Source organism: Methanoculleus taiwanensis, from assembly GCF_004102725.1.
GTDB classification, from domain to species: Archaea; Halobacteriota; Methanomicrobia; order Methanomicrobiales; family Methanoculleaceae; genus Methanoculleus_A; species Methanoculleus_A taiwanensis.
Genome location: NZ_LHQS01000001.1, coordinates 906,741 through 929,834, shown reverse-complemented (window position 1 = coordinate 929,834; position 23,094 = coordinate 906,741). Strand labels below are relative to the sequence as shown.

The 23,094-nt window shown below is 60.2% G+C and carries 26 protein-coding genes and 1 tRNA gene; 15 read left to right on the top strand and 12 right to left on the bottom strand.

Translation table 11 applies throughout. The features are described from left to right. Window positions 1-128: 128 nt before the first annotated feature. From cofG to ABH15_RS04715, 5 genes are read left to right on the top strand one after another with little or no spacing between them, the layout of a single operon-like run. Window positions 129-1,124 carry a 7,8-didemethyl-8-hydroxy-5-deazariboflavin synthase CofG gene (gene cofG / locus ABH15_RS04735; RefSeq protein WP_128693187.1) on the top strand — a complete coding sequence of 332 codons (996 nt, stop codon included), beginning with the start codon at window positions 129-131 and terminating at the stop codon, window positions 1,122-1,124. A 44-nt stretch (window positions 1,125-1,168) separates the two neighbouring features. Next, a complete protein-coding gene (purC, locus tag ABH15_RS04730; RefSeq protein ID WP_128693186.1) occupies window positions 1,169-1,873 on the top strand; it encodes a phosphoribosylaminoimidazolesuccinocarboxamide synthase in 705 nt (234 codons plus the stop codon). A 19-nt stretch (window positions 1,874-1,892) separates the two neighbouring features. Further along, complete coding sequence (gene purS / locus ABH15_RS04725; protein ID WP_128693185.1) at window positions 1,893-2,138, top strand: phosphoribosylformylglycinamidine synthase subunit PurS; 246 nt, start codon at window positions 1,893-1,895, stop codon at window positions 2,136-2,138. After that, on the top strand, window positions 2,135-2,836 hold the full coding sequence (gene purQ / locus ABH15_RS04720; protein WP_128693184.1) for a phosphoribosylformylglycinamidine synthase I: 702 nt from the start codon (window positions 2,135-2,137) through the stop codon (window positions 2,834-2,836). Before purS ends, purQ begins: the two co-directional genes overlap by 4 nt. A gap of 30 nt (window positions 2,837-2,866) precedes the next feature. After that, window positions 2,867-3,151, top strand: coding sequence for a ferredoxin-thioredoxin reductase catalytic domain-containing protein (locus tag ABH15_RS04715; RefSeq protein ID WP_128693183.1), 285 nt, complete (start codon window positions 2,867-2,869; stop codon window positions 3,149-3,151). 63 nt (window positions 3,152-3,214) lie between these two features. Here the strand turns inward: ABH15_RS04715 and ABH15_RS04710 are convergent, their stop codons facing one another. From ABH15_RS04710 to ppsA, 7 genes are read right to left on the bottom strand one after another with little or no spacing between them, the layout of a single operon-like run. Next, on the bottom strand, window positions 3,215-4,861 hold the full coding sequence (locus ABH15_RS04710) for an ABC1 kinase family protein (RefSeq protein WP_128693182.1): 1,647 nt from the start codon (window positions 4,859-4,861) through the stop codon (window positions 3,215-3,217). Window positions 4,862-4,913: 52 nt separating this feature from the next. Beyond that, window positions 4,914-6,038: an MFS transporter gene (locus ABH15_RS04705; protein ID WP_277749820.1), complete on the bottom strand. Its 1,125-nt coding sequence runs from the start codon at window positions 6,036-6,038 to the stop codon at window positions 4,914-4,916. Window positions 6,039-6,090: 52 nt separating this feature from the next. Further along, window positions 6,091-6,681 carry an METTL5 family protein gene (locus tag ABH15_RS04700; RefSeq protein ID WP_338323518.1) on the bottom strand — a complete coding sequence of 197 codons (591 nt, stop codon included), beginning with the start codon at window positions 6,679-6,681 and terminating at the stop codon, window positions 6,091-6,093. A 17-nt stretch (window positions 6,682-6,698) separates the two neighbouring features. Continuing rightward, window positions 6,699-7,652, bottom strand: coding sequence for a diphthamide biosynthesis enzyme Dph2 (gene dph2, locus ABH15_RS04695; protein ID WP_241648008.1), 954 nt, complete (start codon window positions 7,650-7,652; stop codon window positions 6,699-6,701). Continuing rightward, on the bottom strand, window positions 7,630-8,181 hold the full coding sequence (hpt, locus tag ABH15_RS04690; RefSeq protein WP_128693179.1) for a hypoxanthine/guanine phosphoribosyltransferase: 552 nt from the start codon (window positions 8,179-8,181) through the stop codon (window positions 7,630-7,632). Before hpt ends, dph2 begins: the two co-directional genes overlap by 23 nt. Then, on the bottom strand, window positions 8,174-9,271 hold the full coding sequence (gene mfnA, locus ABH15_RS04685; protein ID WP_128693178.1) for a tyrosine decarboxylase MfnA: 1,098 nt from the start codon (window positions 9,269-9,271) through the stop codon (window positions 8,174-8,176). The genes hpt and mfnA overlap by 8 nt, the downstream gene beginning before the upstream one ends. Then, the gene (gene ppsA, locus ABH15_RS04680; RefSeq protein ID WP_128693177.1) at window positions 9,264-11,546 is read right to left on the bottom strand and encodes a phosphoenolpyruvate synthase; all 2,283 of its coding nucleotides are present in this window, start codon (window positions 11,544-11,546) and stop codon (window positions 9,264-9,266) included. Before ppsA ends, mfnA begins: the two co-directional genes overlap by 8 nt. A gap of 95 nt (window positions 11,547-11,641) precedes the next feature. Here ppsA and serA point away from each other — a divergent pair, with 95 nt between their 5' ends. The 6 genes from serA (at window position 11,642) to ABH15_RS04650 (ending at window position 16,183) form a co-directional block, all read left to right on the top strand. After that, entirely contained in the window at window positions 11,642-13,225 is a 1,584-nt protein-coding gene (gene serA / locus ABH15_RS04675) for a phosphoglycerate dehydrogenase (RefSeq protein ID WP_128693176.1), read from the top strand. 124 nt (window positions 13,226-13,349) lie between these two features. Further along, window positions 13,350-13,423, top strand: a tRNA-Val gene (locus ABH15_RS04670). A gap of 822 nt (window positions 13,424-14,245) precedes the next feature. Next, the gene (locus ABH15_RS04665) at window positions 14,246-14,818 is read left to right on the top strand and encodes a hypothetical protein (RefSeq protein WP_128693175.1); all 573 of its coding nucleotides are present in this window, start codon (window positions 14,246-14,248) and stop codon (window positions 14,816-14,818) included. Beyond that, a complete protein-coding gene (locus ABH15_RS04660) occupies window positions 14,815-15,120 on the top strand; it encodes a hypothetical protein (RefSeq protein WP_128693174.1) in 306 nt (101 codons plus the stop codon). Before ABH15_RS04665 ends, ABH15_RS04660 begins: the two co-directional genes overlap by 4 nt. A 269-nt stretch (window positions 15,121-15,389) precedes the next feature. After that, window positions 15,390-15,749, top strand: a complete 360-nt coding sequence (locus tag ABH15_RS04655; protein ID WP_128693173.1) for a transposase — start codon at window positions 15,390-15,392, stop codon at window positions 15,747-15,749. Then, the gene (locus ABH15_RS04650; protein WP_128693172.1) at window positions 15,746-16,183 is read left to right on the top strand and encodes a transposase; all 438 of its coding nucleotides are present in this window, start codon (window positions 15,746-15,748) and stop codon (window positions 16,181-16,183) included. Before ABH15_RS04655 ends, ABH15_RS04650 begins: the two co-directional genes overlap by 4 nt. Window positions 16,184-16,194: 11 nt before the next feature. Here ABH15_RS04650 and ABH15_RS04645 read toward each other — a convergent pair whose 3' ends face one another. After that, a complete protein-coding gene (locus tag ABH15_RS04645) occupies window positions 16,195-16,812 on the bottom strand; it encodes a class I SAM-dependent methyltransferase (protein ID WP_128693171.1) in 618 nt (205 codons plus the stop codon). A gap of 179 nt (window positions 16,813-16,991) precedes the next feature. Beyond that, entirely contained in the window at window positions 16,992-17,297 is a 306-nt protein-coding gene (locus tag ABH15_RS14120; RefSeq protein WP_394342490.1) for a transposase, read from the bottom strand. A 256-nt stretch (window positions 17,298-17,553) separates the two neighbouring features. On the opposite strand from ABH15_RS14120, the gene ABH15_RS04635 reads away from it, so the two are divergent. After that, on the top strand, window positions 17,554-17,868 hold the full coding sequence (locus tag ABH15_RS04635; protein ID WP_128693170.1) for an antibiotic biosynthesis monooxygenase family protein: 315 nt from the start codon (window positions 17,554-17,556) through the stop codon (window positions 17,866-17,868). 27 nt (window positions 17,869-17,895) lie between these two features. On the opposite strand, the gene ABH15_RS04630 is transcribed toward ABH15_RS04635, so the two are convergent. After that, complete coding sequence (locus tag ABH15_RS04630) at window positions 17,896-19,092, bottom strand: acyltransferase (protein ID WP_128693169.1); 1,197 nt, start codon at window positions 19,090-19,092, stop codon at window positions 17,896-17,898. Window positions 19,093-19,214: 122 nt separating this feature from the next. Between ABH15_RS04630 and ABH15_RS04625 the strand changes: the two genes are divergently transcribed. Beyond that, window positions 19,215-19,700: a PPC domain-containing DNA-binding protein gene (locus ABH15_RS04625; protein WP_128693168.1), complete on the top strand. Its 486-nt coding sequence runs from the start codon at window positions 19,215-19,217 to the stop codon at window positions 19,698-19,700. A 38-nt stretch (window positions 19,701-19,738) separates the two neighbouring features. Then, window positions 19,739-21,541 carry a YgiQ family radical SAM protein gene (locus ABH15_RS04620; protein WP_128693249.1) on the top strand — a complete coding sequence of 601 codons (1,803 nt, stop codon included), beginning with the start codon at window positions 19,739-19,741 and terminating at the stop codon, window positions 21,539-21,541. 18 nt (window positions 21,542-21,559) lie between these two features. On the opposite strand, the gene ABH15_RS04615 is transcribed toward ABH15_RS04620, so the two are convergent. Together ABH15_RS04615 and ABH15_RS04610 are read right to left on the bottom strand one after the other, a co-directional pair. Then, window positions 21,560-21,862 (bottom strand): hypothetical protein, encoded by a 303-nt coding sequence (locus tag ABH15_RS04615; RefSeq protein ID WP_128693167.1) that lies wholly within the window; start codon window positions 21,860-21,862, stop codon window positions 21,560-21,562. Between the two features lie 26 nt (window positions 21,863-21,888). Next, window positions 21,889-22,173: an HNH endonuclease gene (locus tag ABH15_RS04610; RefSeq protein WP_128693248.1), complete on the bottom strand. Its 285-nt coding sequence runs from the start codon at window positions 22,171-22,173 to the stop codon at window positions 21,889-21,891. A gap of 220 nt (window positions 22,174-22,393) precedes the next feature. On the opposite strand from ABH15_RS04610, the gene ABH15_RS04605 reads away from it, so the two are divergent. Continuing rightward, window positions 22,394-23,083 carry a TIGR00266 family protein gene (locus ABH15_RS04605; protein WP_128693166.1) on the top strand — a complete coding sequence of 230 codons (690 nt, stop codon included), beginning with the start codon at window positions 22,394-22,396 and terminating at the stop codon, window positions 23,081-23,083. The last annotated feature ends 11 nt before the right edge of the window (window positions 23,084-23,094 follow it).

Below are 23,094 nucleotides of genomic sequence, written 5' to 3'. Positions count from 1 at the left end.
CGGAGATGCAGAAACGAATCCGCCTGTTTCCAGGCCGACCGGCATCTGCGAAGGACGCGGGGACAGGCGGCAAAGAGCGTCGTTCCGCCTGTCCGAAAGTTGAAGAGGAACTGTGCCGAAGTACTACCATGCACCGCCGGCAGATCACCTTCTCAAAGAACGTGTTCCTCCCCTTAACGAGCGTCTGCTTCAACCGTTGCAGTTACTGCTGCTTCCAGACCCCGGTCGGGGATGGATGCATCATGCCGCCTGCCGACGTCCTCGCCACCCTGGAGCGGGGGGCCGCCCTCGGATGCACGGAGGCGCTCTTCACGTTTGGGGAGCGCCCGGGAAAAGTCCCGGGGTTCTCCGAACGGCTCGCGCTCCTCGGGTACGCCGATATCCTCGACTACTGCTACGACCTCTGCAGGGCGAGCATCGATGCAGGCCTGCTGCCGCATACCAACGCCGGGATCCTGTCATACGCGGAACTCGAGCGGCTCCGTGAGGTCAACGCCAGCATGGGTCTGATGCTCGAGACGACGGCCGACGTTCCGGCGCATGCCGCATCGCCCGGAAAAGAACCGGCGGTGCGGATCGAGATGATGGAGAATGCAGGAAAACTCCGGATACCGTTCACCACCGGCATCCTCATCGGGATCGGCGAGACCGAAGACGACCGTGAAGAGTCGCTCCGGGTGATCCGCGACCTCCACCGGCGTTACGACCATATCCAGGAGGTCATCGTCCAGAACTTCTGCCCGAAAGTCGGGACGCCGATGGAGCATGCCCGCGTACCGGGCAGCGAGGAACTCTGCACCACCATCGCGCTTGCACGGGAGATCCTCCCGCCGGAGGTGGCGGTGCAGATCCCCCCGAACCTCGCCGACGCCGCACGCCTCATCGACTGCGGCGTGAACGACCTCGGCGGGGTATCCCCCCTCACCATCGACTACGTCAACCCGGAGCATCCCTGGCCGGAGATGGACGAACTCCGCCGGGTCGCGGGTGACGCAGTCCTGAAAGAGCGCCTCTGCATCTACCCCCGGTTCATCAAGAAAGGGTGGGTGTCCCCGGCGCTCAAGCCGCTCGTGGACGAGCTTTGTGCCCGTCTTGATGCCGTCGGAAGTGGCGGCGAACCATAATATCATTCTATAAGAAGGCCTATAGAGAGAGGAGAGATCCGGCTATGAAGCAACTTGACCTTCTGTATCAGGGCAAGGCAAAATCCGTCTACCGGTCGGATGAACAGGGCACCCTGATCATGCGGTTCCGGGACGACATCACGGCGTTTGACGGCGAGAAGAAAGACGTACTCGGGGGAAAAGGCGGGTACAACACCGAAGTCTCCGCATTCTTCTTCCGGTACCTCGAGGAGCGCGGGATAAAGACCCACTTCCTCGGCATGATCGATCCGATCACGATGGCTGTCAGGGATCTAACGATGATCCCGCTCGAAGTCATCGTCCGGAACGTTGCGGCCGGTTCCATCGTGCGGCGCTACCCCTTCACCGAGGGAGCGCCCCTCGATCCGCCCGTGATCGTGATCGACTACAAAGACGACTCCCGGCACGACCCGATGCTCAACGACGACCTGATCCTGGCACTCCGGCTCACGACCCGCGAGGAACTCGACCAGATCAAGGCAAACGCACTGGCCATCAACGAACTGCTCAAAGACCACCTCGACGCACGCGGCATCATCCTTGTCGACTTCAAAATGGAGTTCGGGCGCCGCGACGGCACCATCCACCTCGGCGACGAGATCAGCATGGACTCAATGCGGCTCTGGGACAAGGAAACCCGTCAGTCGATGGACAAAGACGTATACCGGTTCAACAAAGGAGACGTTATGACCGAATACGCAAAGGTGGCGAAGCGTATTATCTCCTGATCACCGGAGGAAGACTGCCATGAAGTATGATGTAACCATAACCATTGCACTGAAAGAAGGAATGCTCGACCCCGAGGCGCGTGCGATACGGCACGCCCTCGCCAATCTCGGTTTCGAGACCGAGGCGCTCCGGACTGCACGGCTCTTCCGGCTCACGCTGGACGCACCGAGCGCCGAAGATGCAGCAGCGGAGGCGGAGAAGATGTGCGAACGCCTGCTCGCAAACCCCGTCATCCACCACTACACTGTTGAGGTCGCAGAATGAGGTTTGCGGTCGTCCAGTTCGGCGGGAGCAACTGCGATCGGGATACGCTCTACGTCCTCGAAGAGGTCTGCGGCGTCGATACCGATCTCGTCTGGTACAAGGACGGACTGCAGCGGAACTATGACGGAATCGTTCTTCCCGGCGGGTTCTCGTACGGAGATTATCTCCGGGCAGGAGCGATCGCCGCACGAACACCGGTCATGCAGGACATTCTCCGGCATGCCCGTGAGGGGCGGCTCATCCTCGGCATCTGCAACGGGGCACAGATCGGTTCGGAAGCGGGACTGATCCCGGGGACATTCACCCTCAACGCCTACCCGAAGTTCATCTCGCGCCACGTCTACCTCAGGGTCGAGAACGACACCTCGCCGTTTACTGCGGGCTACCGGAAAGGCGATGTCATCCGGGTTCCCATCGCTCACAAGGAAGGGCGGTATGTGGCCGCGCCCGACGTGGTCGACCGGCTGAACCGGGAAGATCGTATCGCGTTCCGTTTCTGCGACGAGAACGGCGCTGTGACGCCGGAGAGCAACCCAAACGGCTCGACGGAGAATATCACCGGGGTTCTCGGCGGCGATATGTGCAACGTGATGGTCATGATGCCTCACCCCGAGCGGGCATCGGAGTCGGCGCTCGGATCCGACGCCGGCATCAGGATCTTCACCTCGATGATCGCACACGTCGAACAACAGAAATAATATCTCAATACCCGATACAAGGAGCAGACTATGACAGAAGAAGAATCGATTGAAGAGATGCGGGTCTGGGCGAAACGATACGCGAAGGAACGGGGATGGGTACTCAATCCCAATGAGAAGCAGCTGAACACAGTCCTTCGGGGGCTGGCACGGAACAAGGAACGGTTCGGCGAGCAGTACTGTCCCTGCCGCCTCCGGAGCGGAGAGCCCGAGAAGGACAAGATCATTATCTGCCCCTGTATCTACCACGACCAGGAGATCGAAGAGGCGGGCAGATGCCACTGCAACCTCTACTTTAAGAAGAAGGCCGAGTGACGGCCGCCCCGGTAGCCCATCGAGAAGCCCTCTCTTCTCCCTTCTTCTTCAGACAGGGCGCGGTCAGGTTCCGCGCCCGTACACGATAGCGTGGTAGATCGCGTAGAACCCGACCACCACCGCGACTGCATACCCGAGAATGGCGATCCACGTTATGTAGTCCGGCAGGGTGACGTCCGAGACCTGGAGGACGAGCGACGAACCAACGACGATAGCGGCGACGATAAAACCGACCAGGATCTTGTCGGTCACGTGATCGAGCATCTGCTCTACCCGGTCGATGGTGCTCTTCTCCATCTCGAGCGTGATCGAGCCCTCGGTGACGTTCTGCAACGTCTCGGCGAAGGAGCGGGGGAGCCGGACAAGGCTATCGATGGCATCGTTTATCACATGCCCGACATCGAGCAGTTTCTCCGGCGAGAACCTCTCCCGGGCTGCAATCGCAGTGAGATGAGGCCGAATGTTTCGATCGAAGTTGAACGTCGGATCAAGCTCCGTGCCGACATCGAGCACCATGATGATCACCTTCGTCATCAGCATGAACGCCGGCGGAACGCGGATCCGGTACCTGCGAAGGGTGTCGGTCAGGCCGATCAACGCCATCCCGAAATTGAACTGCCCGAGCTGAGCGTCCCGGTAATCGATGAGCACGACGTAGAGTTCGTCCTTGACGCTGTCGACATCTTCAGGTTTGATGGTGATGCCGAGGTCGTGCAGCGCGTCCATGGTCCGATCGACGTCGGAGTTGACGATGGCAAGAAGGAGATTGATGAGGCGCCGTTTCTTCTCGGGCCGCAGGACGCCGACGATCCCGAAATCAAGGAAAACGATAAACCCTTTCTCCGTCACCAGAAGGTTACCCGGGTGCGGGTCGCCGTGGAAGAAGCCGTCGATGAATATCTGCTTTATGTAGGCGGAGAAGCCCCGCTCGGCAATCTCTCGCGGGAGCAGACCCATCTCCCGGAGGGCCGGGAGGTCATCGATCCGGACACCTTCCACGTACTCCATGGTGAGCAGGCGGGTGCCGGTATACTGCCAGTAAATCTTCGGAGCACGAACACCGCGAACCTCCCGCATATTGCGGCCGATCCTTTCTGCGTTCTTCCCGTCCTGGGTGAAGTCAAGTTCCCGCCGGATCTGCACGGCAAACTCATCGACCATACCCCGGGGATTGTAGACCCGGAGATCGGGGTACATGCTCTCGACCCGTTCGGCGAGTGACTGGAGGATTAAGAGATCCGTCTCGATGAGGTCGACGATCCCGGGGCGCTGCACCTTGAGTGCGACAACGGATCCGTCTTTCAGCACGGCGCGGTGCACCTGTGAAAGCGAGGCGGCGGCGAAGGGTTCCTCCTCGATGAGGTCAAAACAGTCACCGAAAACGGGGCAGTAATCCTCGATAACCGGTTTTACCTCATCATACGGCAGGGGAGCGACCTGATCCTGCAGTTTTTGCAGTTCCACGATCAGTTCGGGCGGAAGCAGTTCCCGCCGGGTGCTCATGATCTGGCCGAACTTGATGAACGTAGGCCCGAGTTCTTCGATGGCAAGGCGGACACGCACGTATGCCGGAAGTTCTTCCTTCTGCCCCCGCCGTTTAAACGCCCGGAGCCGTTCCGAGCCGGGAAAGACCTCCTCGACGAGGATGCCGAACCCGTACTTGATCAGGACGTCGGCGATCTGGCCATACCGCTGGAACCGGGTAACCATCGTGCTCCTCTTCGGCCGTTCCTGTACTTAAGGAATACGTCTGCCGCTCCGGTTACCGATGAACGGGAAAGGAGCGTGCAAGACTCTTCCAGGGGTACGGAACCACGGAGAAGAGCAGAATCGCCGCGATGACCGGCAGGGGTATCGTCATGAGCGCGGCCTCAAGCGAGAAGGTATCGGCGATATACCCCGTCACAGCAACGCCCATCCCGCCGGCGCCGACCGCAAGCCCGAGCATCAGGCCGGAGATCACGCCGACGTTTCTCGGCATCAGTTCGTGCGCCATCGCAATGGTCACCGAAAACGTCGACCAGAGCGTGAACCCGAAGATCATCAGGATGACGAGCGAGATCCACTCTCCGGTCGTGAGGAAGAGATAAAAGAGCGGTATCGCAACGACGAGGCCGAGGAGCGTGTACTCTTTGCGCCCGTAGCGGTCGGAGAGCGTGCCTCCCACGACCTGGCCGATCACTCCTGCGACGAGCATCCCGGATACCAGGAGGTTCGCCGTCACGAGATCGATGCCGCGCACGGTGAGGAACGTCGGCAGGTATGCAACGGAGGCGAATATCGCCCATGCCCGGAGCGCGGATGCTATCACCAGAATAGCGATCGGCCGGAGAGGGACCGCCTCTCCGCGGGGCGCGGCTGAGACGGTGTGCCGCGCCTGCGGCCGGGGAGCGGGGAGGATCGCACGGAGGACGAGGGCCATCACGAGACCGGGAATGACGAGAACCACGAGCCCGGGCAGACCCAGGAGCGCGACGACCGCTCCGGCGCAGATAGGCCCGATGGCGAACCCGAGATTCCCCCCGACGACGAAGTACGAGGTGATCCTGCCCCTGCTCGCATCCTGCGTCAACCTGCTGACCGCTCCAAGAGCGCTCGGGTGGAAGAAGGCATGCCCGAGCGCAGCAATTGCGGCGCAGACGAGGACGAGAGTATAGTCGGTGACGAGCCCGATGATGGAGATAAAGACCGCACTTAAGAGGACACTTATGCTGACGTGAACGGAGAGCCCCTTCGTATCGTATGCCCACCCGACGAGAGGCTGGGCGAGCGAGGAGGTGAGGTTGTAGACCGTTATGATCAGGCCTGCCAGGAGGTAGGTGTAGCCCTCCTGTGCTATGAGGAGCGGCATGATCGCCGGGAGAACGGGGGAGTAGAGATCGGTCACCAGATGAGCCGCAGAAAGCCCCCAGACAGATTTCGCCTTTGATGTCACGGTATCAGATACGGTGGAAGTGTATGACCTCGACGGTGATATCTGCTCGCTCTTTCCGGTGATGGGCAAACGTGCGGGGTATCGGGAAGGTGCACGAGATCACCTCGTCGATCGCGGCGCGCCCTTCGGTATACGCCTCCACAAAAGAGCGCGAACCTGCGTTGAATATCCCGTAGACCTCCCCGGCAAGCTCGAGGCTGCGGTCGATGAACGGCCTGTCCGCGTGCACCTTCTGCGCCCCGAACGGCGGATTCATGACGACGGTATCGGCGGTAAACGCCGTCCAGTCGATATCCCGGCTCGCGACGTTGCCGACGACGAACTCGATCTCCGCACCGATCGCCCGAGCATTCTTCTCTGCCTGATCGACGGCAAGCGGATCGATATCGATCCCGACGACCGAGGAGGCCCCGAGCAGCGCGGCGCCGCATGCAAGGATCCCGGTGCCGCACCCGAGGTCGCAGATACGCTTGTCCTCGATAGCGCCCTGCATATAGGCGTGAAAAAGGAGGCGCGCCGCGACGCTGGAAGGCGTCTGGTACTGTTCGAGCCTTGCGGACGGGCGTGCAAACCCCTCGAGGCGCGCGAGTTTCATCTCAAGCTGGCGGAGGTTCATGCAGAAAGGAACTCGTCGATGATGTAGTCGTCAAAACTCCGAATGCCGCAGATTATCTCAAACTCCGCGGGGCTCAGCACCGGCGCGGGGAACCGCACCTGATCGTCGTAGGCAAGCCGTGGGCATGCGGTGTTGACGTAGCAGTCAAACCCGAGGTTTAAGAGTTCGTCCGGGCAGACTTCGCGCATCGTGACGAGAACGGCACGCTCGGAGAGCAGGACGAGTCTCCGGGCAAGGTCGAGCCGCTGCTGCCCGCTCTTCGTGCTGACGATGATGCCGATGCTTTCGGCATCGCGGGCTTTCTCCATCACGGCAAACCGCCGGCGGATCAGACGGGAGGCATCCACCTCCTCTGCCGCCCCGGTGTAGGGATCGAGCGCGATCACCCGGGCTTTCGTCGCGAGCTGCACACCGATTGGGTGGAAGAGACCCGTTCCGACATAGAGGATCTCTTCCGCCCCCGTCGAGCGCGCCGCCTGGAAGTTGCACCCGAGCACCTGGCCGCAGAGGGGCGCTCTCCCGTCACCCGGCGCCACGCTGACTCTGAACCCCTGCTCCTCGAGAAACGCCGCCATCTCGTCGATCTGGTGGACGTGCTGGACGGTGGTGACGAGACCGAGTGATCGTCCCGAGAGAAGCGGCAGGGCTGCCGCAAGGGCACCGACGTCGATGACGGAGCGAACCGTCTCGTAGATCACGTTCTCCCTCTCCTCGACGGGGGCGTGCCCGAAGTGCACCAGTACCTCCGCGAGCGCGAGAGCGTCGCGGTCGAGATCGCAGGCGCCGTAACAGGGATCGCCGCTGATGACAACCTCGAACCCCGCTTCGCGGAGCGCCGAGGCGACCGGCCATGCCTCCCGCTTCAGCCCTGCCGGAAACTGGAGAGCGACCCGCGAGAGACCGCGGCTGCGCAGCCGCACGATGAGATCATCGGTAGGTATCAACGACACGCACTCCGGATTCGGAGACAGCCACTTTGACCAGGGTCTTGAACGGCCGACCGATATCCTCATCGCCCCGCGTGATCACAACGCAGATATCCGCAACCTCGGCACCGATCTGATCAAGCGCGCTGAGGATGGCACGCATGGTGCCGCCCGTGCTGCAGACGTCGTCGACGATCACGACGCGGTCGCCCTCACTGACCCCGTTGAGGTACAGCTCGCCTTTCGAGTAGCCGGTCGTCTGGTGGATCGCAACCTCGCCCGGGAGCCCGTACGGGCGCTTTCTCACGATAACGAGGGGAAGATCGGTCATCAGCGAGAGGGTGACCCCGATATGGATCCCCATCGCCTCGGCGACCACGATCTTATCGACCCCTTCGAGATCGAGCATCCGCACCATCGCGCACCCGACCTCCCGGAGGAGCGCCGGTTCACAGATCGGGACACCGTCGGTGATCGGGTGGATAAAGTAGTTGTAATCTCCCCGCTTCGTCATCGGGGAGGCTTCCAGTGATTCAACGAGCCTTTCAAGCATTCAGTTCACCCATATCACGCAGGAATGCCTCGATGACATCGCGGTGCACGTGCGGCATGCAGACGATCCGCATATGCCCGTTCCGGGTTCTCGAGACGCGCCACCCGGCCGGCGAAGCGTCGCAGACGAAGGTCGCGACGTTGACGTCGGGCGTCACCGCACGCGGGCAGCCGAACGTCTCCATCCCTTCTATAAGCCGGCGGGTATTCTCCATGCAGCCTGCAACGATTGCACGCATGCCGTCCTTACCAAGATATTCGAGGACGGCGAGCGCTGCGGCGACCGAGGCACCGGATCTGGTTCCGGCAAGCGTGCACTCCTGCTTGACAGTAAGATATGGGGTGTCAACATTTAAGCAGGTGAACATCCGGGCATCCCGGACAAGCAGGCAGCCTGCCGGGATCGTGCTCATCCCCATCTTGTGGGGATCGACCGAGATGCTGTCGACGCCGGGAAGCTGAAAGTCGAACGGCGCGGGGTTCTGGAGGAACGGCACCACCATGCCACCGAATGCTGCGTCGACGTGGAGGAAGGTCTCCCGCTCTTCTGCAAGTTCGGAGAGGCGCGCTATCGGATCGATCATGCCGTACTCCGTCGTCCCGACGATCCCGACGATGCAGACAGTATTCTTATCGACGATCCCGTCCAGCGCATCGACCTCCATCCGGTAGCAGGCATCGACCGGCGCTGTCCGCATCTCGAGCGAGAGCATGTCGCATGCCTTCTCGAACGAGAAATGGGCGGACGCCGGAACCACGACGTTCGGAGATGCCACCGGTTTTCGCTTCTTTGCGATTCTGAGCGCCTGGATATTCGACTCGGTTCCTCCCGAGGTCGCATACCCACCCGCATCGGGGTGGTGCATCAGTTCACCGATCCGCCGGACCAGCAGATCTTCAAGCGACGCGGTTCCCCGGAAGAGACCGGGGTCTCCAAGATTGGTCTCGAGAAACATCGCGTGCACCCGTTCGGCCACCGGGTGGGGCGAGGTGCACATTGAACTTAAGATATTGTGATACCCGAGATCCTCTCTCCTCTTCGAAGAGAGGAAGGAAAAGAGTTCTTCCTCAGAGCACCCGCGTTCACGCATTGTTTCGTCTCGCCAGGTCAAGTATCATCTGTTTCTCTTTCCGGGCTACGGCCTCGCGTATCCGGGGCACCGCGTCGATGTTCGCGGAGACGCTCGAGATGCCGTGTTCGACGAGCCACGTCGCCATCGACGGGTCGGAGCCTGCCTGACCGCAGATGGAGCACTCGACGCCGTGCGCACGGCACGCCTTGATCGCCATATCGATGAGGCGGAGCACCGCAGGGTGCTTCGGCTTGTACATATCGGCGACGTTCTCGTTGTTCCGGTCGATGGCGAGGGTGTACTGCACGAGGTCGTTCGTGCCAAAGGAGGCGAATTTAATCCCGGCCTCGATGAACTCCTCGATCAGGATGGCACTGCTCGGGATCTCGACCATGATGCCGAGGGTCACGTTCTCCACATCGACGCCCCAGCGCTTCATCATCGCCTTCGCCTGGAGGAACTCGTCGGGGTGGTTCACCAGCGGGAACATCACGCCGAGGTTGTCGTACCCGGCAGACCAGAGCCGCTTGAAGGTCTCGACCTGCATCCGGAACTGGTCGGGGCTGTTGAGGTCGCGCCTGATGCCGCGCCACCCGAGCATCGGATTGTGCTCGACCGGCTCTTCCTCACCGCCCTCCATGTTCCGGAACTCGTCGGTCGGGGCATCGAGCGTCCGCACCCAGACAGGTTTTCCGGGGAAAGCGTCGAGAACGACCTTGATGCCGTCGTAGAGCGACTGGATGAACTCATCCTCTTTCCCCTCGTTGATGTACCAGCCCGGCGTCTTCTGGAGGCCGAGGATCAGGTGCTCGATTCTAAGCAGCCCGACGCCGTCCGCACCCGTTGCGGCGGCACGCTGTGCCGCTTCGGGGAGGGATACGTTCACCTTGACGAGCGTGCCGGTGATGACCGGTGCAGCCTGGGCGACAACCGGCGCTGCGGCGACCTCCTGCTTCGGCGTCTCGAGAACACCCTCATAGATGAGGCCTTTCTCGCCGTCGACGGTGACCATCTGGCCGGCCTTGAGGAGCTTCGTCGCCTTCTTCGTCCCGACGACCGCCGGGGTGCCAAGCTCCCTGCTGACGATCGCCGCGTGGCAGGTCATGCCTCCCTCGTCGGTGATGATCGCGCGGACCCGCCGCATTGCAGGAACCATGTCGGGGTTGGTCATTTTTGCGACGAGGATATCGCCTTCTTTGACCGCTCTCGCATCCTTCATGTCACGGACGATGGCTACTCTGCCGCTGCCGACACCAGGAGATGCACCCTGCCCTTCGAGCAGAACCGCTCCGAGTTCGCCGCCCTCAACTTTACCCGGGAGCGTTATCTCGGAGCGCTTGATAGTCGTTATCGGGCGGGACTGCAGGATGAAGAACTCCTTATCCACGATCGCCCACTCGATATCCTGCGGGATACCGTAGTGGTCTTCCGCGATCTTACCGAGCATGGAGAGGCGTGCCACCTCTTCGTCGGAGAGTACCGCTGCATCACGCTGCTCCGGCGTCAGGTCGACGATCTTCGTCCCCTTTCCACCGTCAGCAAGGATGGCGATCTCTTTCTCCGCGATCAGGCGGTCGACGACCCGCTCCGTCCGGAGGTCGAAGACGTACTTATCGGGCGAGACGCTGCCCGATACCACAGCCTCGCCGAGACCCCACGACCCTTCGATGATCGTTAAGGGTTCGCCGGTGACGGGATGCGACGTGAAGAGGACGCCGGCCTTTTCGGACGGGATGAGCTGCTGGACGACAACGGCGATATTGACCGACCGGTCGTCGAATCCCTGCTTTGAGCGATAGTAGATCGCCCGCTCGCCATAGAGGGATGCCCAGCACTTCTGGACAGCCTCAAGGAGATCGGCGTCTCCCTTGATATTCAGAAATGTCTCCTGTTGACCGGCAAAGCTTGCTTCCGGCAGGTCTTCGGCGGTCGCGCTCGACCGGACGGCAACGATCATGCCGCCCTCGCCCATCCGGGAGTACGCGCCGGTGATATCATCCCGGATCTGCTCCGGAATACCGACGTTCAGGACGAGATCCTGGGCATCGCGCGCCACGGCCTCAAGAGCATCCGTGTCGTCGACGTCGAGGCGATCGAGCCTTCTGAAGAGCGTTTCTTCGATTCCCGACTCAACCAGAAACCTGCGGAATGCTTGGGCAGTCACCACAAATGCCGTCGGCACCGGGAGACCTATGGAGGTCATTTCGCCCAGGGAGGCTCCTTTTCCCCCTACAGAGACGATATCTTCCTTCTTTATCTCTTCGAGCCACAGAACATTGGGCATTTGTTTCATGCTCGCACCACACATATACTTCTCATCATCAGTTAAAACATTTCGGAAGAAAAAGCATGAATACCGATGATGCAGATTGAGTATGGGTTATTACTGTGAGCTACAGAGTGCTGGTCAGCGATCCGCTGGCAGATGAAGGGCTCGACATTCTGCGGGAATTTTGCAACGTGGATGTCAGAACCGATCTGAGCGAGGATCAGCTCGTCGAAACGATCGGAGAATACGATGCACTTCTCGTGCGCTCCGGTACGGAAGTTACGGCACGCGTCATCGACGCGGGGGCGAAGATCAGGTTCATCGGCCGTGCAGGTGCCGGCGTCGATAATATCGATATGGATGCGGCGACGCGCAGGGGTATCATCGTGGCGAACGCGCCCGAGGGGAACACGCTCGCGGCGACGGAGCACACCATGGCGATGATGCTCTCCCTCGCCCGGAACATCCCCCAGGCGAACGCATCCTTGAAGAAAAAGGAGTGGAAGCGGTCGAAATTCATGGGCGTCGAGCTGAACGACAAGACGCTCGGGATCGTCGGGTTCGGCCGTATCGGCCAGGAAGTGGCGAAGCGTGCACGGGCGCTCGAGATGAAGTGCGTCGCCTACGACCCCTTCATCAGCAAGGAGCGTGCCGCACAACTCGGTGTCGAACTGCTGCCGCTCGACGAGCTCTTCCGGGTGGCCGACGTGATCACGGTGCATACGCCGCTGATCAAAGAGACACGCCACGTCATCAACGCAAAGAGCATCGCCACCATGAAGGACGGCGTGCGGATCATCAACTGCGCCCGCGGCGGTATCATCGACGAAGCAGCCCTTGCCGATGCGGTGAAGAGCGGCAAGGTCGCCGGAGCGGCACTCGACGTCTTCGAGGAAGAGCCGCCGACGGCATCGCCGCTCCTCGAGATCGACCGGGTCATCGTCACGCCGCACCTCGGTGCGAGCACCGTCGAGGCGCAGAAGAACGTGGCCATCTCGGTGGCACGGCAGTGCATCAGCGTCCTCGAAGGCGGCGCTGCCAAGTACGTGGTCAATGCGCCGATGGTGCCGCCGGAGCAGGCGGAGATCGTCGAGCCCTATGCACGGCTTGCGGAGAAGATGGGCAGGCTCTTAATCCAGCTCGTGGAAGGGCCGGTCGAGTCGGTCGAGATCATCTACGGCGGCGAGATCGCCCGGATACCGAACACGAAGTACATCACCCGCACCGCTCTGAAAGGGCTGCTCGACCCGATCCTGCAGGTGCCGATCAACATCGTCAACGCCGAGTTCGTGACGAAAGAGCGCGGGATCCGGATGAGCGAGACCACGACCGAAGAGGCCTACGGGTTTAAGAATATCATCACGATCACCGTGAAGACCGACCGGATGACCGAGTCGGTGAGCGGCAACCTCTCCGGCCAGAACAAACCGCGTATCGTGAGCATCGGCGGATACATGACCGACCTGACACCGACCGGCCACGTCGTCATCTCGCGCCACACCGACAAACCCGGGATTATCGGCAAGGTCGCTACCATCCTCGGGCAGGTGAACGTCAACATTGCGGGGATGCAGGTCGGCAGGAACAAGCCCGGCGAGGAGGCACTGATGGTGCTGACCGTCGACAGCGACGTTCCCCCGGGCGCCATGGACGAGGTCCGCGCGGTCGGCGGTATTCACACCGCGAAGCATGCAGAGATCTAGAGAAAGACCACCTCTTTCCCCCTTTTCTTCGGCCGTACCGGCGGGCGGCGCCTCTCCCCGCGGAACTGCAAAAGAGAATTCTTATATATCCATGAGATCAACGGTATAGAGCACAAGGCACACCGGGCTCGTGGTCTAGCTGGTTATGACGTCGCCTTGACATGGCGGAGGTCCTGAGTTCGAATCTCAGCGAGCCCATCTTTCTTTTGTTGTTCTCTCTCCTTGAGAAGCATCGTTCGTGCGGCGACGGTTTCGTAGCGAGGAAGGCCGGGTCACATTTTTCCAGGAGTCTCCAGAGGGAGATTACTCTCCGGAGGTCGCGGCATACGAGCGGGCGGAGGAGTATGCAGAGTTGCAATCCGGAGTGACGAGGACGGTGATGACACGTACACCATGGCAGCAGATGTACACCGTATGTACACCACGTGCTGCCACTATCAAAACGGCGAAACCGGGGAGGAATCTGCTGATACTCTTCTGTATAGTACAAAAAGCGTATCTCAGAGTACTGATGTACACCAGGATCGGGGGGCACAGTCCGGACAGCGTGCTCGCTCCTCTCACACTGCATGTGTCTGTGCTCTGGAGAATGGTGTACATGTCGGGGCGAAAACCGCATTTGAGTCTCGAATCAATGCCATTCCCCAGGAATCGCCTTCGCTCGGTGACACCACGCGGTGTACACCGGTACACCCGGGCACCTCGCCGCTGTACATGGTGTACCCGACCGACCCCGTCCCGCTGCCGCTGACGAAGGACGAGCCCTGCCAGATCTACGGATATTGACGGCGACGGTCTCTACGACGGCTGCAAACCCCGGGACGGACGTGGCGGCAGCGCCCTTCCCGGCCGGAGCCGATCGTTCTCCCCACATCGCCTGAGCTGCATCCGGAGCCCTTCGACGGGATCGCCGGTGACCGCAAGATACCGCCCTTACTGACATCACCGAAAATCGCCTTGTCCTCCGGCAGGCATACCGGAGCGAAGGCCTTAACTGGAGCCGGTACGGTACCGTTGTATATGAAGAACAGGTCGCTTTCCATCCTCCTTATCCTCTGCATCCTCACCTCCGCCGTCCTCTCGGCAGGGTGCACCTCCACCCGTTCGACAGCGCTGGCGGACGAAGGGGCGAGACCCGAGATCACCCGCCCCGACGTCACCCTCCCGTCGGGCGCCGCCGCAGTTCCGACCATCGATCCCGCGACGCAAGCGGCGCTCGAAGACCTGGCGGTGACGGCACAGGACCTTGCCGCCGCCTGGAACCTCGAGAGCGCCGTCTACGAGGGATCGTCGGTGACCGTCGCCCTCAGGAACACGAACGGCGATACGGTAACGATCCGGTCGACCATGTATGCAACCGATGACGAGGCAAACGAGGCCTACACCGCAGCAAAGGCACAGGCAGGAGCCCGCACCATCCCGCTCACGATCCCGGACGAGAGCTACGGTGCGATCAGGGGCGGGACGGCCGAGGTCGGGTTCGTCAAGAGCGTCGTCGTCACCCAGACGGCGTATACTGCCGCGGACGGAAAGGTGACGCTGGCGGACGCAACAGAGATCGCGAAGCTTGCGGCCGGTAAGATGGCGGCATGAGGCAGATCTCTGTAATCCTGCTCTGCTTCGCCGTCGTAGCGGCCGTGAGCACGGGAGTCGCCAACCTCTCGCTGCCCGACCGCGACGCACCGGAGAGCGTGCTCGGCACCGCCGCATCCATGTGGGAGTTCGTTACGTGGCTGGTGCAGCTCGGCGACGATTGCATGGCGCTCGCCCACGAGGTGCTCCGGTACCTCGAGGTGGGGAGCGAGTATATCGAGCGCCTGACGGGGGCGATGGAAACGGGAAAGGATATCGTGAATACAACCGTCGAACGGCATGCACCCCCGGAGAGGGTGTAGCGGGAACGATCGTCACCTCTTCCTCATCGATCCGGGTGCCGGGGTGAGGGAAAACACCTCTCACCTCGCCTTAAAACAAGGCTGATTCACCGTTATTTTCTGATTTTAGCGTGGTTCTCAGAGACCAGATATCGACAACCATATTCGCCGGCATATATCGTGCTGATGGCGAAACGGAGCATAACCCAGGGAGTATATCGACGATATGAGCGCCAGTAATTTTGAGGTCACCCCATAATTATAAGGCCTCTTGAATAAAACCTGGAGTCATGGCCTTCCGGGAAATTGACGGTGATCTCTGGGAAGTCATCCGGAAATACCTTCCTCCAACGAAGCCGCACATCGGCCGACCACGGCGTGACCCCCGCGGGCTGATCAACGGTATCCTGTACGTCCTGACCACCGGCTGCACTTGGCGCGACGTACCGGAGAAATACGGCACGAAATCGACAGTTCATCGGTACCACCTCGAACTCTGCGAGAAGGGGGTGTACCAGGCGATCTTCCTCGACCTTCTCCAGTCGGGGTATGAGATCCGAAAGGTCGATCTCACGCATTGTTCCACCGATACCAAGGATATCGCGGCTAAAAAGGGGGATCAACCGGCTATGATGGCTATAAGAAGGTGAACGGGAACAAGCTGAGTGCTCTGGTCGATCGAAATGGTCTCCCCCTTGCCTGCACGATTCCACCCGCCAATGTCCATGACTCCCGGCTCTATGAACCAACCCTCGAAGCATTTGCGATTCCCGGGACGGAGGAGCAACCAATGATCATCTCGGCAGATGCGGCTCATGATGCCCGGAAGATTCGTCAGTACAACCGGAACCGGGGAATCAGGAGCAATATCCCCGTCAACCGGAGATCCTGGATACACCCGAAGCGAGGAAGGCCATTCTGGTTCGATCCGGAACTTTACAAAAAGCGCAGCGCCATCGAACGATTCTTCAGCTGGATTGAGGCGTTCAAAAAGGTTACTCCCCGATATGAGCGCTATGAACACTCATTCCTCGGGCTAATCCGCCTGGCATGTGCCATGATGATCTGGAGAATTCTGGGATGAGATCCTTCATATCATCTAGATTTAAACAGATAGTTCCGCCAACCATCTTTTCTTAGTTTCTCATCAAGATAACCTTCACGAACATATTCCAACCCTGCTTTTTCAGCCTCTTCGCACAGGTAATTTTGAGTATATAAGTAAAACGTTCTATTCAGTTTTCTTCCATCGACATCTAGCATACTGAATTTTTCATTGATCCCTTCTCCCTCAACAATAATAATGGCAACGTAGCCACCATCAACGAGTACTTTTTTAATATTACTCAAAACTACTCCCAATTCGCTGGGACCTATATGGACCAATGATGCACAGGCAAAAACTCCTTCAAACCTTCCATATACATCATCTAAAAAACGAAAATCCTCTATTGCAAATTTGCATTGAGGACAATGTTGGCGTGCAATATCAATGCATTTTTTACTGAAATCAACACCTACAACTTTTGCTCCCGCCTGGCTCAATCTCATGCTTTCATGACCAGGGCCGCAACCAAGGTCAAGAATTTGTGGACTTGGCGGCAGCAATGAAAGAAAATCTTGTATTGTTGGTTTCAGTATATCTTCACCATACCATTCATCGGCGGTTCTTTCTGCCATTAAATCATAGAATAATTTGATTTCGTTCTCCATCTTATTTGCTCCCAATGTTCAAATCAGTCCATCATCAAGGTTCCGACAAGAGTTCGACTCCTATTGATTTTGGAAACAACCTGAATTCTCAAATTCTAAAACTGTTAATTGGAAGAATTATCAATTAACATCCTTTCCACATTTCAAACCTTTCCTTAAGATGTTTATCAAGAGTATAGTTACTGACTCAACATCTTTGAAGCATACTTTGGACTCAAGAACATCTTCACCAATTTCTCCCAGTAGGCTTTCTTCTCCGCCAGTTGCTCAAATGCCCGTGCAATCGTGGCGATCATGTGCTCGTAGCCCCTGACAAACATTGCCGAGACCTCCCGCTTGATCGCTCGCCAGACCTGCTCGATGGGATTGAGATCCGGCGAGTATGGCGGGGAAGGTGCACTAGACGGAGTTACAAGCGGCCTACTGCCTGACGAAAGTCGCGTGGTGCGACTTGAAGTTGCCGAGGGCGATGCCGAGCCGTTTATCGGGATTCGCCTTCCGATATGTTCTCAACGCCTCTCGAATGTCCTCCTGTTTGGAGCGCTCCCGGAACGGCTGCAATAACTTCCTCCACACTCTTCCGGGATGCCATAGAGCGCGGCTGCCTCTTCAAAGACCCAGCAACGCTGCACCCCGTCACGGATCATAGATGAATAGATTGAGCCTCCAGTTTCGGTGAAGCGCAAGGCATAATACGGATGCCCCGTATGGAGGCCTCCGATCACCATGGTAGTTGCACGAATGTCAGTATGGAAGTTCAAGAGCGGTCGGCGTGAGAGCGCTTTTAACGCAATCGAACAGATTAAGGCGAACGCACAGAAAACAGACGGCTTTATGGGGCACCTCTTCCTGATGCCGCAGGAGAACCCGGACTCCATGACCGCCATCAGCCTCTGGGAGAACGAAGAGGCGGCGAGGTCCTCCATGCAGGGACTCTTCCAGGAGGCCTCCCGCGATCTTACGGAATACATCTCGTCTCCGCCTGAGGTTACGACGTACCGGGTGTACTCGGCCAATGTCTCGGACGTGAGACCGCAGATGGCACAACCGGTGTAAAAACCCCCCCGGACAGGGGCGAAGGGCTCAGAGCTCCTCCGGTGAACCGCCTGCGGAGCCACGCCTCTTTTCGCCCACAGCCGCCGCCGGATCGCTTCGCCGCACCCCGAGAGCAAGACCGCTCCCGGGCAGAGCCCCGAGCGCCCGCACAAAGCCGTAGGTTATCGCAACCGTCGCAACGAAGAGCACCGGGTAGAAGAGCCACGAGGAGTAGCCGAGGCTCAGCTCTGCGAAAACGCCGAGCAGTATCGCGATGACGAGCGGGTGGATGAGGTAAATGCCGTAGGAGTGTTCGCCGATGCTGCGAAGAGCGGTCGAACTGCGGGATGCCGAGGGAGCCAGGCGCTGCGCGGCGGTGAAGAGAACGAGAAAGATCGGCAGATACATGAGCGGTTCTGCTATCCTGTAGACACAGAAGTATGCCGGTGAGACGGTGCTGAAACTTCCGGATTCGGCGATCCCGATCGACCACATCGCGGTGAGAAGGACCGTGACGGAGACAGAGACTCCGAGCATCGCCTGCCAGGGGAGACGGCGCCTGATCTCGAGGAACGTATCGTAATGCCGGCAGGTGGCGATACCGAGGACGAACCAGAAAAGGTGCGAGACGAAGATCCGTATCAGCACCGAGTACCAGACCGTTCCTGCATACGCCCCGATAAGGTGTGCGCCGACATTCCAGAGGGTCTGCACGAAGAGCAGCGTAAGAAGCAGGAATAACACCGCCCCGGGTCGCTCGACGGCGACATAGCCCCGGAAGATGAGCGGGAAGAGCAGGTAAAACTGGGCGATCAGAACAAAGAACCAGAGATGGTAGTGGCCGGTGCCCGTCAGGAAGGCAGCCAGGGCTGTGTCGACGGAGGGCAGCTGCAATGTTCCGGTGAGGTAGAGGGCGCCGAGAGCAGGGAGAAGAATGTATACGCCGGAGTAGAGGAGATACGGCGGCCCTATCGTCATGAACCGCCTTTTGTAGAAACGGGATAGCGGGTAGGTGCCCTGGTACCTGAGCGTGAGGACGAACCCGGATATGAAGAGGAAGAGCGGAACCGCAAAGTGCGTGGCGATATAGACGCCGAGGTTCACAGCCGCAAGAGTATCGAACCGGGCGACCTCGGTGAAGAAGGCGGAGACGTGGACGGCGACGACTGCGAGGATAGCAAAACCCCGCAGGTACTCGATCTCCCCGATCCTGGCCACCCCGGGCATGGCTCCTCCGGCAGACATGAAACGGTGAATGGGCACGGAGAGTAATGAAGGTGATCCCGGGTACGCTGCCCGGGAGCTCCGGCGAGCCACGAATATTAATACCACGGAGCGTTCATCTAACAGCAATAAGGACGATTTGTATGCAGTATTCGCAGGGCCATATCGGCAGGGTTTTTACAATCCGGTTCGACGACGGAGAGGATCTGCTCACCGAACTCCGGCGCTTCGTCCGGGCGGTGGACGTGCAGACCGGGACTATCCAGCTCCTCGGCGCACTCCGGGAAGGGCAGCTCGTCACGGGGCCGAAAGAGCCGGTTATCCCGCCGGTGCCCCACCACGAGAATATCTACGGCGGTTGGGAACTCCTCGGGTTCGGAACCGTCTACCCGGGCACGGAAGGGCCTTCAATCCACCTCCATGCGGCTGCCGGGAGAGGCATAACGTCGCTGACCGGGTGCCTCCGGAACACCGTCGGCGTATACCTCGTGGTAGAGGCGATCCTCACCGAGTTCATCGGCATACAGGCCGTAAGGCTTCCTGACGAGAAGACCGGGGTTTCTCTGCCGGTCTTCGAACGGACGCTCGAACCGGAGCCGCCCGGAGAACCCGGAGCAGAGCAGCCGTGACGACCGCTTCCAGCACCATTCAGCCGCGCCACCTGCCCATGTCGGTGAACGAGCGGGGCTCACCCGGCGTCGGTGAGTTCGATGTCGTCATCGTCTCCGGAGATGCCTACGTCGATCACCCCTCGTTCGGAGCGGCGCTCCTCGGGAGAGTGCTCACAGACGCCGGCTATTCGGTCGGGATCATCGCGCAGCCCGACTGGACAGGGGAGAGCGACTTTACGAGGCTCGGGAGACCCCGCCTCTTCTTCGCCGTCTCGGCCGGGAACGTCGACTCAATGGTGAACCACTTCACCCCGAACCTGAAACGGAGGAAGAGCGACGTCTACTCACCGGGCGGGAGACCGCGGCGGCCCGACCGGGCAACGATCGTCTACACAAACCGGCTCCACGCCCTCTTCCCGGACACCCCGATCGTCGTCGGCGGCATCGAGGCGAGCCTCCGCAGGTTCGCCCACTACGACTACTGGTCGGACTCTGTCCGGCAGTCCATCCTCGCCGACGCTCCCGCAGATCTCCTCGTCTACGGCATGGGCGAGCGGCAGGTCACGGAGATAGCACGCCGCCTCCGTGCCGGAGAAGCAATCTCCGACCTCACCGATATCCGCGGCACCGCCTACCGGACGGAAGTCCGGGCGTGGAGGGAGGCCGACCACGACCCGTTCGTCGTCCTGCCGGGATACACCGAGGTCAAAGAGGACAGGTATGCCTATGCACGGGCGTTCGCCGCCCACTACCGGGAGCAGGATCCCGTCCGCGGCCGACCGGTCGCACAGCCGCACCCGAAGACTGTGGTCATCCAGAACCCGCCGGCACTCCCCCTCACCAGCGCCGAGCTCGACCGTATCTACGAGCTCCCGTATAGTCGGGAGGCCCATCCCTCCTACGCCGAACCCGTGCCGGCACTCGAACCGGTCCGGTGGTCGGTGACCAGCCACCGGGGATGCTTCGGTTCCTGCTCGTTCTGCGCCCTCACCCACCATCAGGGCAGGATCATCCAGAGCCGGAGTATCGAGTCCGTCGTCCGCGAGGTCGAACGGATAACAAAGATGCGGGGCTTTCGGGGGGTCATCCAGGACGTCGGCGGACCTACCGCCAATATGTACGGCATGGCCTGCAGCCGCTGGGAGGAGCAGGGAGCGTGCATAGATCGGCGCTGTGACTCCTCGTGCCCGACGCTTGCGGCGGACGCTGCCCGGTACCGGGACCTGCTCCGACGGCTCCGTGAGATCCCCGGGGTAAAACGGGTCTTCATCGGGTCGGGGATCCGCTACGACCTTCTCCCGGCGGAGGACGATACGTTCCTCGACGAACTCTCCGAGTATCACATCTCCGGTCACCTGAAGGTCGCACCCGAACATGTCGCGGAGAAGGTGACGGACCTGATGCACAAACCGCGAAAAGAGGTCTTCGAAAGCTTCCGGAAACGGTTCGAAAGCAGGCAGGCGGGAAAGCAGAAGCGGCAGTACCTCGTGCCCTACTTCATCTCGGGCCACCCGGGATGCAGCGTTCAGGATATGGTGGAACTCGCCGAGTACATTCGAGAAACCGGCCTCTACACCGAGCAGGTGCAGGACTTCACCCCGACCCCGATGAGCCTCTCCACCGCGATGTACCACACCGGGCTCGACCCCTTCACCCTGCAGCCCGTCCACGTCCCCAAAGGACGGGAGAAACGGATTCAGCGCGCCCTCCTGCAGTACCGCGATCCGAAGAATTACGGTCTCGTCTGCGAAGGGCTCCGGTCGATCGGGCGGGAGGATCTCATCGGCAGCGGCTGGACCTGCCTTGCCGGGCGGAACCGGGACGGGCCCGCATCGTCAGGCAGAAAGAAAAGGCAGTAGAGCGGCGGCTGAGAACCGTTACTCCCGGAAGATCAGCCCGGACGCCATACCCGCCGCCGTCGCGGTCAGCCGGAACGGCACCGGCACCCGCGGCATGACGAGCACCATCACCGCGAACGACCCGACGGTATTCGGAACTGTTCCGGGGGTAAGCAGAGAATCGAGAAACTGCATGGTCGCCGATCGCCGGGGCGGGCAGCACCCGGAGATGGCTGCGCCGGGACGGCAGGGGTCGGTCACCAGGGATAGTGCACCGTCAAGCAGGCTCATGGTCGTCGAGTTCCACTGCTGCTGCGGCACTTCGAGGTCGTCACATGCCATCGATGACCGGTGAGGCCTCGAAATACTTATGCCTTTGGCTCTTCGTCACTCCGACGGGCGAACCAGTCCCGCTGGAGGAGCATCATCCGGTGATGGCAGAGGAGACAGAGCGCGTGCATGTTCCGGGCCGTGTGCTGTCCTCCCAGAATAACGGGTACGATGTGATCGAAGTGCGCCCCATCCGCCGTAACCGCCGTCCCGCAGGCGGCGCAGGCATACCCCTGCCTCTCGAGTATCTCGCGGGCGACGGTCTCGGTGATATACGCACCGACTATCCGGTCATTTCGCGGAACGGGATCGTGCAGGATCATTCTCACGAGCGATGTATACTCCGGTTCATCCATTTAAAGGTTGAGAATGGCCGGCTATTGATTCAGGCCATTATAAACCTGCCTTTTTTGAATGGGTGAAATATTCCGGGAAAACGGCGATCAGCACCTCACATAACGGGATACCGGCAGTTCCTGCCCGGCCGTCGAAATTATCGGCGGGGAGAACCAATTATACCGAATAGATACCAGAGGATATACAATGCGCTACGAGATAACGGGAGATAATCTCCAGATGGTCACGCTTCACCTCGGGGCGGGCGAGAGTATCTATGCCGAGGCAGGCGCCATGGTGAATATGAGCGGGAACATGCAGCTTACGACCAACATGAAGGGCGGGCTCTTTAAGGGGCTGAAACGCATGGTCAGCGGCGAGAGCCTCTTCGTGACCGAGTTCACCCCGCAGGGCGGCGAAGGCTACGTCTCTTTCGCCGGCAACATTCCCGGCAAGATCTTCCCGATAACCCTGAAGGAGGGCGAGTTCCTCGCCCAGAAAGACGCCTTCCTCTGCTCGGAACACGGGATCGACCTCGATATCGCCTTCACCAAGAAGCTCCGGTCGGGATTCTTCGGCGGAGAAGGATTCGTCCTCCAGCGCCTCTCCGGAACGGGGTCGGCATTTCTCCACTGCTGCGGTGACGTCATCGAGATGACCCTCGCCCCGGGCGAGGTCGTGAAGGTGGAGACCGGGCTCGTTGTGGGATTCGAGAAGACCGTCGATTACAGCATCGCCATGGCCGGCGGTGTATCGACCGTCCTCTTCGGCGGTGAAGGGCTTTTCCTGACCACGCTGACGGGGCCGGGGAAGGTTATCCTGCAGTCGATGGATCTCGCGAAACTCGCCGCCGCGCTGGTGCCCTATCTCCCGAGACCCGACACGTCAGGACGGTGACGATAGACAGG

What these genes read in the sequence shown, in the direction of transcription:
- mfnA (WP_128693178.1), bottom strand. Translation starts at nt 9,271, where the DNA reads ATGCGTGAACGCGGGTGCTCTGAGGAAGAACTCTTTTCCTTCCTCTCT.
- ABH15_RS04665 (WP_128693175.1), top strand. Translation starts at nt 14,246, where the DNA reads ATGAAGAACAGGTCGCTTTCCATCCTCCTTATCCTCTGCATCCTCACC.
- ABH15_RS04615 (WP_128693167.1), bottom strand. Translation starts at nt 21,862, where the DNA reads ATGGCATGTGACGACCTCGAAGTGCCGCAGCAGCAGTGGAACTCGACG.
- purS (WP_128693185.1), top strand. Translation starts at nt 1,893, where the DNA reads ATGAAGTATGATGTAACCATAACCATTGCACTGAAAGAAGGAATGCTC.
- ABH15_RS04635 (WP_128693170.1), top strand. Translation starts at nt 17,554, where the DNA reads ATGTCAGTATGGAAGTTCAAGAGCGGTCGGCGTGAGAGCGCTTTTAAC.
- ABH15_RS04715 (WP_128693183.1), top strand. Translation starts at nt 2,867, where the DNA reads ATGACAGAAGAAGAATCGATTGAAGAGATGCGGGTCTGGGCGAAACGA.
- ABH15_RS04610 (WP_128693248.1), bottom strand. Translation starts at nt 22,173, where the DNA reads ATGATCCTGCACGATCCCGTTCCGCGAAATGACCGGATAGTCGGTGCG.
- purC (WP_128693186.1), top strand. Translation starts at nt 1,169, where the DNA reads ATGAAGCAACTTGACCTTCTGTATCAGGGCAAGGCAAAATCCGTCTAC.
- ABH15_RS04655 (WP_128693173.1), top strand. Translation starts at nt 15,390, where the DNA reads ATGGCCTTCCGGGAAATTGACGGTGATCTCTGGGAAGTCATCCGGAAA.
- ABH15_RS04645 (WP_128693171.1), bottom strand. Translation starts at nt 16,812, where the DNA reads ATGGAGAACGAAATCAAATTATTCTATGATTTAATGGCAGAAAGAACC.
- ABH15_RS04630 (WP_128693169.1), bottom strand. Translation starts at nt 19,092, where the DNA reads ATGTCTGCCGGAGGAGCCATGCCCGGGGTGGCCAGGATCGGGGAGATC.
- ABH15_RS04605 (WP_128693166.1), top strand. Translation starts at nt 22,394, where the DNA reads ATGCGCTACGAGATAACGGGAGATAATCTCCAGATGGTCACGCTTCAC.
- purQ (WP_128693184.1), top strand. Translation starts at nt 2,135, where the DNA reads ATGAGGTTTGCGGTCGTCCAGTTCGGCGGGAGCAACTGCGATCGGGAT.
- ABH15_RS04660 (WP_128693174.1), top strand. Translation starts at nt 14,815, where the DNA reads ATGAGGCAGATCTCTGTAATCCTGCTCTGCTTCGCCGTCGTAGCGGCC.
- ABH15_RS04710 (WP_128693182.1), bottom strand. Translation starts at nt 4,861, where the DNA reads ATGGTTACCCGGTTCCAGCGGTATGGCCAGATCGCCGACGTCCTGATC.
- ABH15_RS04620 (WP_128693249.1), top strand. Translation starts at nt 19,739, where the DNA reads ATGTCGGTGAACGAGCGGGGCTCACCCGGCGTCGGTGAGTTCGATGTC.
- ppsA (WP_128693177.1), bottom strand. Translation starts at nt 11,546, where the DNA reads ATGAAACAAATGCCCAATGTTCTGTGGCTCGAAGAGATAAAGAAGGAA.
- hpt (WP_128693179.1), bottom strand. Translation starts at nt 8,181, where the DNA reads ATGCTTGAAAGGCTCGTTGAATCACTGGAAGCCTCCCCGATGACGAAG.
- ABH15_RS04625 (WP_128693168.1), top strand. Translation starts at nt 19,215, where the DNA reads ATGCAGTATTCGCAGGGCCATATCGGCAGGGTTTTTACAATCCGGTTC.
- cofG (WP_128693187.1), top strand. Translation starts at nt 129, where the DNA reads ATGCACCGCCGGCAGATCACCTTCTCAAAGAACGTGTTCCTCCCCTTA.
- ABH15_RS04700 (WP_338323518.1), bottom strand. Translation starts at nt 6,681, where the DNA reads ATGAAACTCGCGCGCCTCGAGGGGTTTGCACGCCCGTCCGCAAGGCTC.